Genomic DNA, 9,669 nt, shown 5'->3' on the forward strand with positions numbered 1-9,669 from the left:
GATGCGCACCATCGCAGTCATCACGGCCGGTTTGTCGACTCCGTCGTCGACGCGGCAGCTGGCCGACATGCTTTCCGACGCCACCGTCGCCGCCATCACGGCCCGCGGCGAGTCGGCGGAGGTGAAGGTCATCGAGGTCCGCGACCTCGCCCGCGATCTGGCCGACGCGTTCACGGTCGGCGGCCTGTCCTCGCAGCGCCTGGACGAGGCGCGGCGCACCGTCGCCTCGGCGGACGCGGTCATCGCGGTCACGCCGGTGTTCAAGGCCTCGTATTCGGGCCTGTTCAAGATGTTCGTCGATTCGCTTGACGACGACGCGCTGCGGTCCGTGCCCATCGTCCTCGGCGCGACCGCCGGCACGGCCCGCCACTCGTTGGCGGTCGACCACGCGTTGCGCCCGCTGTTTTCCTACATGGGCGCCATGGTCGCGCCGACCGGCGTGTTCGCCGCCACCGACGATTTCGGCGCGGCGACGTTCACGGAGGGTACCGCTCCCCTGACCTCGCGCGTCTCCCGCGCCGCCGGCGAGCTGGCCGATCTGGTGCTGGCGCAGGGCGTCGGCGGTCTGGCGGCCGGTTCGACGCGCCGCTCGGGGTCGGGCGTGGAGGAGCCGTCGGGGCCGTCGTTCGGCGACCTGCTCAAGGGGCACCTGGGCTAGATTCGGGGCCATGCGAATCATCCCGAACATCTGGTTCGACGGCACCGCCCTCGAGGCCGCCGAGTTCTACGCAGGCGTCTTCCGGGAGGCGGTGGTCACGAAGATCGTCACCTACCCCGAAGACGGCCTGCCCGACTTCCAGGCCCACATGGCGGGCAGGCCGCTGACCGTGGACGTCGAGATCCATGGTCGGCGGCTTTCGCTGATCAACGCCGGCCCGGAGTTCCGGCCCAACCACTCCATCAGCTTCCTGCTCAACTTCGATCCGTCGCAGTACGACGGCGGCGTCGACGAGGCCACCGCTTACCTCGATTCCGTCCACGACGCGCTCGTCGACGGCGGGGGCGTGATGATGGAGCTCGGCGAGTACCCCCACAGCGCTCGCTACGCCTGGATCCGGGATCGCTTCGGCGTGACGTGGCAGCTCATGCTCACGAATCCGTCGGGCGAGGATCGCCCGTTCCTGACGCCGTCGTTCATGTTCGGCGGAGCGAACCAGGACAAGGCCCGGGAGGCCACGGATTTCTGGATCTCGGTCATCGACGCCTCCGCCCGCGGCGCCCTCGTCGAATACGACCATGGCGCCGTGATGTTCACCGACTTCCGGCTCGCCGACGAGTGGTTCGCCGCCATGGATTCGGCGGTGCCGCAGGACACGACGTTCAACGAGGGCATCTCCCTGCTCGTCGAAGCCGAGCCCGGCGCCGAACTCGATCGCCTGTGGAATGAACTCTCTTCCGATCCTGCCGCCGAGCAATGCGGCTGGTGCAAGGACCGGTTCGGGGTGTCGTGGCAGGTCGTCCCGGAGAACATGGACGAGCTCATGACACGCCCCGGCGCCTACGGCACGCTGATGGGCATGAAGAAGATCGAGGCGGAAGAGTTCTGACCATGCTCCCCGACGACTCCTTCCTCGCGGCCACGGAGATCATCGACGCCGATGATCCCGCCGTGGCGGCGTTGGCCGCCGAGCTACGCGCCGACACCCCGGACGCCACCATCGCCGCGACGTTCGCCCATGTCCGCGACCGCATCGCGCACGTCGATGATGACGCCTCCGCGACGGACGCCGTCACCGGAACAATTGCAGTCTCAGCCTCCGAGACGCTCGCTGCGGGAGTCGGCCACTGCTTCTCCCAGTCGCACCTGTTGGCGGCGCTGCTGCGGGCCAACGGCATCCCCGCCGGGCTGCGCTACCAGGAGGTCGACGGGCCCGCGGGTGCCCCGGTCCTCCACGGCATCGTTTCCGTCTGGGCCCCCTACCTCTCCGCGACGGGCGGCTGGCTGCTGCTCGATCCCCGCTACCCCGCCGGCGATGCCCGACACTCGGGCCACGAGTGGCAGACCCGATCCCTGCAGCCGCCGTTCGAGCGCAACCTCCCGGAAATCCACCCCGACCCCTCGCCGGCGGTCGTCGCCGCGCTGCGCTCCGGCGGACCATTGCCCACGCAACCGTAACGCCGCCGAAACGGCCGCTTTGTACTGTGGGCCGCATGACCATCAGCGTCGTCGATCTGTTCAGCATCGGCATAGGCCCGTCCTCGTCGCACACCGTCGGCCCGATGCGCGCGGCCACCGCGTTCATGCGGGGGCTGGCCGACGCCGCCCCACCCGACCTCGTGCACGTGGAGCTGCGCGGTTCACTGGCGGCGACCGGGCGGGGCCACGGCACGGATCGGGCGGTGGTCCTCGGGCTGGCCGGGCACGAACCGGCGACGGTCTCGCAGCACGCCGAACCGCTGCCCGGCGCCGACGTCCCCACCGAGGGAATCGCCTCCGGGCCGATGGGTGACGTGGCCTACCGGATCACCTTCGACACCTCGGAAATTGCGGGGCACCCCAATGGGATGATCTTCACCGCCCACACCGGTGGCGAGGCGTTCACGCAGGAGTGGTTCTCCGTCGGCGGCGGCTTCGTCCTGTCCGGCGAAGACATGGCGGCGCTGCGGGGAGGCGACGGTGCGGGGGAACTCGGCGCGGGCGTCACCACCACCGGCCGCGGTGGAGACGTGCCCCACCCCTTCACCACCGGCGACGAACTGCTGGCGCAATGCCGCGACCACGGGCTCGACATCTCCGACGTGATGGCCGCCAATGAGGCCGCGCTGCATGGCGGGACGGTGGGCATCGCCAGGCATCTCGATGCCGTGTGGCGCACCATGCGCGAGTGCATGGACAACGGGATTGACGCGGCCGACGTCAACGGCGGCATCCTGCCCGGCGGCCTCGGGGTGCGGCGGCGCGCCCCGGACCTGCACGGGCAGCTCACCGAGATCCGCTCCGACGACGGCGAGGGCACCCACGCCGACGCGCTGTCGGCGATGGAATGGGTGAATCTGTGGGCGCTGGCGGTCAATGAAGAGAATGCCGCCGGCGGACGCGTGGTCACGGCGCCGACCAACGGTGCGGCGGGGATCATCCCGGCGGTGATGCGCTACGCGCTCGACCACGTCGTCGGGTTCACGCCCGAAGCCGCCCGGCGGTTCCTGCTCGCGGCCGGCGCGATCGGCATCGTGGTCAAGGAGAACGCCTCGATCTCCGGGGCCGAAGTCGGCTGCCAGGGCGAGGTCGGGTCGGCGGCGGCGATGGCCGCGGCCGGTCTGTGCGAGGTCATGGGCGGCGAGCCCCGTCAGGTGGAGAATGCCGCCGAAATCGCCCTCGAACACAATCTTGGGCTGACGTGCGATCCGGTCGGGGGCCTGGTGCAGATCCCCTGCATCGAGCGCAACGCCGTCGCAGCGGTGCAGGCCATCAACGCCGCGAGGCTGGCGCGGCTCGGCGACGGCGACCACGCGGTGACGCTCGACGAGGCCGTGCGCACCATGGCCGCCACCGGCCGCGACATGATGACCAAGTACAAGGAGACCTCCACCGGGGGTCTCGCCATCGAACTGAAGATGCCCGTCAACCGGACGGAGTGCTGAGCTCCCCTAACTAAGGCGCGCCTGCAGCTGGGCGACGACGTCGTCAAGCGCCACCGCGTGCTGCTCATGCGCGGTCAAGTCCTTGAGCTGGACCTCGCCGGCCTCCAGCTCGGACTCGCCGAGCACCAGGGCAAACCGGGCGTCGGCACGGTCCGCGCCCTTCATCGCACCCTTGAGGCCACGGCCGCCGTAGGACATGTCGGAGCTGATCCCCGCATTGCGGAGCTTGCCGACGAGCACCGCCATCGCGCGAGAGGCGTCCTCGCCCAGGGCCACGCCGTAGACGTCGACGCGGCGCTCGTCGCCGAAGGTCTTGCCTTCGGTCTCCAGGGCCAGCAGGGCGCGGTCGACGCCGAGGCCGAAGCCGATGCCGGAGAGTTCCTGGCCACCGAGCTGCGCCATGAGGCCGTCGTAGCGGCCGCCGCCGCCGATGCCGGACTGCGCGCCGAGGCCGTCGTGGACGAACTCGAAACAGGTCTTGGTGTAGTAATCCAGGCCGCGGACCATGCGCGGGTTGATCACGTACTCGACGCCCATGTCGTCGAGGAGGCCGGTGACCGTCTCGAAGTGGGTGCGGCATTCCGGCGACAGGTGGTCGAGCATGAGCGGCGCGTCGGCGGTCATCTCCTTGACCTCCGGGCGCTTGTCGTCGAGGACGCGCAACGGGTTGAGCTCGGCGCGCCGGCGGGTTTCCTCGTCCAGCGGCAGGCCGAAGAGGAAATCCTGCAGCTTGCGGCGGTACTCAGGGCGGCAGGAATCGTCGCCCAGCGAGGTCAGCTCCAGGCGGTGGCCCGTCAGGCCGATGCCCCGGAACGACGCGTCGGCCAGCGCCACGACCTCGGCGTCCAGGGCCGGGTCGTCGACGCCGATGGCCTCGACGCCGACCTGCTGCAGCTGGCGGTACCGGCCGGCCTGCGGGCGCTCGTAGCGGAAGAACGGGCCGGCGTAGGACAGCTTCACCGGCAGCTGGCCGCGGTCGAGGTTGTGCTCGATGACGGCGCGCATGACGCCGGCGGTGCCCTCCGGGCGCAGCGTCACGGAGCGGTCGCCGCGATCGGCGAAGGTGTACATCTCCTTGGACACGACATCCGTGGACTCGCCGACGCCGCGGGCGAACAGGCCCGTGTCCTCGAACACCGGCAGCTCGATGTGCTCGTAGCCGGCCAGGCGGGCGCGATGCTGCAGGTAACCGCGCACTGCCTCGAAGGCGCGCGAGTTCGGCGGCACGTAGTCCGGCACGCCCTTCGGGGCGGTGAAGGGTCGGATCTTCTGCTTCTTCTGCTGCTCGGTCACCCGGGCAACCTTACTTCACCTGCGCGAGGAACGGATTATGGGCCTTCTCCTGCCCGATCGTCGACGTCGGGCCGTGGCCGGGCAGGATGGCCAGGTCGTCGTCAAGCGGGAGCACGCGGTTCTTCAGCGAGTCCATCATCGCCTGCGGATCGGCGCCCGGCAGATCCGTGCGCCCGATCGAGCCCGCGAAGAGCACGTCGCCGGAAAACACGATCTCGTCGCCGCCGTCGCGGGCGCGCAGCATGACGCAGCCCGGTGAATGCCCCGGCGCGTGGATGACCTCGAAGGCCAGGCCCGCGAACTTGACCTCCTCGCCGTCGTCGAGGTCGTGGATGTCGCTCGGCGGCACCATCTCGGCGACGTTGAACATCTTGCCCAGGCTCAGGCCCGCGCCGATGAGCGGGTTGTCCAGCATGAAGCGATCGTGCGGGCTGATGTACACCGGGATCCCCCACTCGCGCGAGACCTCGCCGACGTCGCGGGTGTGGTCGATGTGTCCGTGGGTCAGCAGCACGGCCTCCGGCTCGAGGTTGCGCTGCTCGCACTCCGCCTTCAGCCGCCCCAGCGCGTCCATGCCCGGATCGATGATGACCACGGGGATCGGGCCGTCTGCGGCGTCCGCCTCCATCGAATGGCCGGTGGCGACGTAGCAGTTGGTCTCGAGCGGACCGGCGGGGAAACCGATGATCTCCATGGGGCTCCAATCGGAAAGGGCGGCGCAGCGTTTCGTCGAACATACTACTTCGCCCCGCCGATCCCGCTGCACCACCCCGCCGCCCGTGCAGGGCATAATGTCACGGCAGACGGCCGGGACACCGGCCGACCGCCAACGGATACGCCAGCGAAAGAGGTAGCAGTGCAGGGCAACGAACAGCGACGCCGCGAGGCGATGAAGAATCTCGAGCGCGAGCTGGGCCGCCGCGACCGCGCGGAGAAGGCCAAGCCGCTGGGCGTCGTCGTCACCACGCTGGCCATCCTGGTCGCCCTGGTCGGCGGCATCTGGTTCCTGACCACCATGGGCGACGACGAGGACGACCTCACCGCCAGCGAGACGGAAACCACCAGCCCCGAGCTGACCCCGCTGGCCATGGCCCGCGCCGAGGCCCTGCCCGACACGGTGACCTGCGAGTACCCGGCCGGCGGCGGCGAAGCGGCCAAGGACGTCTCCACCCCGCCGACCGATGGCATCGCCACCACCGGCACCGTCACGGTCACGCTCAAGACCAACAACGGCGACGTCCCCATGGAGCTCGACCGCTCCATGTCCCCCTGCGCGGTCAACGCCATCGAGCACCTGGCCAAGGAGGGCTACTACGACGACACGGTCTGCCACCGCATGACCACCGGCCGCCTCAACGTCCTGCAGTGCGGCGACCCGACGGGCTCCGGCGCCGGCGGCCCGGGCTTCACCTTCGCCGACGAGTACCCCGCCGACGAGTCCGAGCCGACCGACTCGGTCATCTACCCCGAGGGCTCCATCGCCATGGCCAACTCCGGCCCTGACACAAATGGCTCGCAGTTCTTCCTCAACTACGGCCCCGGCCAGCTCCAGCCGAACTACTCCATCCTGGGCACCATGACTCCGGAGGGACTGGACGTGGTCAAGGGAATCAGCGAGAAGGGCATCGAAGGCGGACAGACCGACGGCAAGCCCGCCGAAGAGGTCCGCATCGAGTCCGCCACGGTCTCGTAGGCCACGGTCTCCCACTTCCGTAAACCAGTCCCGCTTCACGACGGCCACCGACCCCGCACATCACTGTGCGGGGTCGGTTTTCGTCGTAAAGCAATCGCGTGCGGAACAGATGCGTGAGTGAAGCGCCCTACCCGCCGCTGGTGACGCGGAAGACGTCGTAGACACCCTCGATGCCGCGCAGCACCGAGATGATGTAGCCGAGCTGCTTGATGTCCGAAACCTCGAACGTGAAGCGCATGACGGCCACGCGATCCTCCGCCGTGTGCGAGGACGTCGCGATGATGGAGACCTTCTGCTCGCTGATGGTGCGCGTGATCTCCGACAGCAGACCGTGGCGGTCCAGGGCCTCGATCTGCACGGTGACCGTGAAGACCGCGCCCGAGGAGTCGCTGGCCCACTCGACGTCGATGAGGCGTTCCGGCTCCTCCTTGAGCTTCGCCGCATTCGTGCAGTCCGTGCGGTGCACGCTGACGCCGCCGCCGCGGGTGACGAAACCGAAGATCTCGTCGCCCGGCACCGGGGTGCAGCACTTGGCGAGCTTGGCCATCATGTCCGCCGAGCCGGCGACCAGGACGCCGGCGCCGTCGGCGCGGCGGCGCTTCTCCGGGGCCTGCAGCTTCGACAGCGGCGTGCGGGCCGCCAGCTGGTCCTCGGCGTCGTCCTGGCTGGAGAACTGCGCCATCAGGCGGTTGGTGACGTGCTTGGCGCTCACCGCGCCCTCGCCGATGGCCGTGTACAGCGCGTCGACGTCGGCGTAATGCAGCTCGGAGGCGATCTGCTTCATCGTCCGCGGCGTGAACAGGCGGTGCATGGGCAGGCCACCGCGCTGGACCTCCGCGGCCAGGGCGTCGCGGCCGGCGTCGAGCGCCTCCTCTCGGCGTTCCTTGGCGAACCACTGGCGGATCTTCGCCTTGGCCCGCGGGGACTTCACGAACGCCGCCCAGTCCTTCGACGGTCCGGAATGCGCGTCCTTCGAGGTGAAGACCTCGACGCGATCGCCGGTCTTCAGCGCCGACTCCAAGGCCACGAGCTTGCCGTTGACCTTCGCGCCGATGCAGCGGTGACCGATCTCGGTGTGGACCGCGTAAGCGAAGTCGACCGGGGTGGCGTCGACCGGCAACGTCATGACGTCGCCCTTCGGCGTGAACACGAAAATCTCGTTCGACGCGAGGTCGTAGCGCAGCGAATCCAGGAACTCGTTGGGGTCGGCGGCCTCGCGCTGCCAATCCAGGAGCTGGCGCATCCACGCCATCTGGTCGACCTCGGCGGCGTCGCCCTTGTGCGAGCCCTTGGTCTCTTTGTACCGCCAATGCGCAGCAATGCCGTATTCGGCGTTGTAGTGCATCTCGTGGGTGCGGATCTGCACCTCCAGCGCATTGCCGCCCGGGCCGATCACCGTGGTGTGCAGCGACTGGTACACGCCGAAGCGCGGGGCCGAGATGTAGTCCTTGAAGCGGCCCGGCATCGGCTGGTACAGCGAATGCACCGCGCCCATGGCGGCGTAACAATCCTTGGTGGTGTCGACCAGGACGCGGATGCCCACCAGGTCGAAGATCTCGTCGAACTCGTGGCCGCGCACGATCATCTTCTGGTAGATCGACCAATAGTGCTTCGGCCGGCCCATGACGGTCGCCTCGATGTGGGCGGAGCGCAGATCGGCGGTGATCTCGTCGGAGACCTGCTTCAGGTAGCGGTCGCGCTGCGGCGCACGGTCGGCGACCAGGCGCACGATCTCGTCGTACTTCTTCGGGTACAGGATGGCGAAGGACAGGTCCTCCAGCTCCCACTTGACGCTGGCCATGCCCAGGCGGTGCGCCAGCGGGGCGATGACCTCGAGGGTCTCGCGGGCCTTCTTCGCCTGCTTCTCCGGCGGCAAGAAGCGCATGGTGCGCATGTTGTGCAGGCGGTCGCAGACCTTGATCACCAGCACGCGCGGGTCCTGGCTCATGGCCACGACCATCTTGCGCACGGTCTCGCCCTCTGCGGCCGAACCCAGGGCGACCTTGTCCAGCTTGGTCACGCCGTCGACCAGCCGCGCGACCTCCGGGCCGAAATCGCCGGTCAGGTCATCGAGCGAATAGTCGGTGTCCTCCACCGTGTCGTGGAGCAGCGCCGCGACCAGCGTCGTGGTGTCCATGCCGATCTCCGCGGCGATGGTCGCCACGGCCAGCGGATGGGTGATGTACGGCTCCCCCGACTTTCGCTTGACGCCCTCGTGGAGCTTCTCCGCGACGTCGTAGGCCCTCTGCAGCTGCGACAGGTCGGCGCGCGGATGGACCTCCCGGTGGATGGCCACCAGCGGATCCAGGACCGGATTGACCTTCGTCCGAGCGCCGGTCAGGCTGCGGGCCAGGCGGGCGCCGTAGCGGCGCGGCGACCGTTCAGCCATTCTCCGCCCCATCGGCGGAGTCGGCGGAGCCGGTCGAATCGGCGCCGTTGACCACGTAGAGAGGCAGATCCGACAGCTTCTCGCGTCCGCCCAGGCCCGGCACCTCCAGCACGGCGCAGAGGCCGGTGACCTCGGCGCCGCACTTCTCCAGCAGCGCCCGGGCCGCGGCCATGGTGCCGCCGGTGGCCAGCACGTCGTCGACCAGGACGACCCGCTTGCCCCGCAGATCCAGACCCGACGCCGGAATCTCCAGCGCCGCGGACCCGTATTCCAGGTCATAGGACTCGGTGTGCACCGGCGGGGGCAGCTTGCCCTTCTTGCGCACCGCCAGCACGCCGAGCTCCATGCGGTAGGCCACCGCCGAGCCGATGAGGAAACCGCGGGCGTCCAGGCCACCGATCACGTCCGCACCGAATTCGGTGCACGCCTCCGCGACCTCGTCGACGATGAGGCGGAATCCCTCGGGATCCGCGAGCACCGGTGTCAGGTCCTCGAAAAGGACGCCGGCGGTCGGGAAATCGGGCACCAGGCGAATCAGGTCGTCCAGTGCGGCCCGCGCGTTCTCATATGCCACGGGGATCCTCGCTTTCAGGGAAACGGGAGCATGACGGATGCAAAAATTGCGTTGTCGGGACAACGTTACCCTCATCTTTCCACGTCCCGTGACTGCAAAAGCCATCGGCCCGCGCGGGAAGCCGGTGAGCTTCCCGCG

General features: G+C 69.1%; 9 protein-coding genes. 5 read left to right on the forward strand and 4 right to left on the reverse strand.

Going from position 1 to position 9,669, the window contains the following annotated elements:
* The first annotated feature begins 1 nt into the window (after window position 1).
* From CX1_RS10985 to CX1_RS11000, 4 genes are read left to right on the forward strand one after another with little or no spacing between them, the layout of a single operon-like run.
* Entirely contained in the window at window positions 2-658 is a 657-nt protein-coding gene (locus CX1_RS10985) for a CE1759 family FMN reductase (protein WP_060925676.1), read from the forward strand.
* Between the two features lie 10 nt (window positions 659-668).
* Window positions 669-1,547, forward strand: a complete 879-nt coding sequence (locus CX1_RS10990) for a VOC family protein (RefSeq protein WP_046651546.1) — start codon at window positions 669-671, stop codon at window positions 1,545-1,547.
* Window positions 1,548-1,549: 2 nt separating this feature from the next.
* Complete coding sequence (locus CX1_RS10995; RefSeq protein WP_046651547.1) at window positions 1,550-2,116, forward strand: transglutaminase-like domain-containing protein; 567 nt, start codon at window positions 1,550-1,552, stop codon at window positions 2,114-2,116.
* A 35-nt stretch (window positions 2,117-2,151) separates the two neighbouring features.
* Window positions 2,152-3,582 carry an L-serine ammonia-lyase gene (locus CX1_RS11000; RefSeq protein WP_060925677.1) on the forward strand — a complete coding sequence of 477 codons (1,431 nt, stop codon included), beginning with the start codon at window positions 2,152-2,154 and terminating at the stop codon, window positions 3,580-3,582.
* Window positions 3,583-3,588: 6 nt separating this feature from the next.
* Here the strand turns inward: CX1_RS11000 and hisS are convergent, their stop codons facing one another.
* Together hisS and CX1_RS11010 are read right to left on the reverse strand one after the other, a co-directional pair.
* On the reverse strand, window positions 3,589-4,875 hold the full coding sequence (gene hisS / locus CX1_RS11005; RefSeq protein ID WP_046651548.1) for a histidine--tRNA ligase: 1,287 nt from the start codon (window positions 4,873-4,875) through the stop codon (window positions 3,589-3,591).
* 10 nt (window positions 4,876-4,885) lie between these two features.
* Complete coding sequence (locus tag CX1_RS11010) at window positions 4,886-5,569, reverse strand: MBL fold metallo-hydrolase (RefSeq protein ID WP_046651549.1); 684 nt, start codon at window positions 5,567-5,569, stop codon at window positions 4,886-4,888.
* A gap of 162 nt (window positions 5,570-5,731) precedes the next feature.
* On the opposite strand from CX1_RS11010, the gene CX1_RS11015 reads away from it, so the two are divergent.
* Entirely contained in the window at window positions 5,732-6,568 is an 837-nt protein-coding gene (locus tag CX1_RS11015) for a peptidylprolyl isomerase (RefSeq protein ID WP_113569992.1), read from the forward strand.
* A gap of 127 nt (window positions 6,569-6,695) precedes the next feature.
* On the opposite strand, the gene CX1_RS11020 is transcribed toward CX1_RS11015, so the two are convergent.
* Complete coding sequence (locus CX1_RS11020; RefSeq protein WP_082719320.1) at window positions 6,696-8,957, reverse strand: RelA/SpoT family protein; 2,262 nt, start codon at window positions 8,955-8,957, stop codon at window positions 6,696-6,698.
* Window positions 8,950-9,531, reverse strand: a complete 582-nt coding sequence (locus tag CX1_RS11025) for an adenine phosphoribosyltransferase (RefSeq protein WP_046651551.1) — start codon at window positions 9,529-9,531, stop codon at window positions 8,950-8,952. The genes CX1_RS11020 and CX1_RS11025 overlap by 8 nt, the downstream gene beginning before the upstream one ends.
* Window positions 9,532-9,669 lie beyond the last annotated feature (138 nt).

Origin of the sequence: Corynebacterium xerosis NBRC 16721 = ATCC 373, assembly GCF_001552415.1 — a bacterium.
GTDB classification, from domain to species: Bacteria; Actinomycetota; Actinomycetes; order Mycobacteriales; family Mycobacteriaceae; genus Corynebacterium; species Corynebacterium xerosis.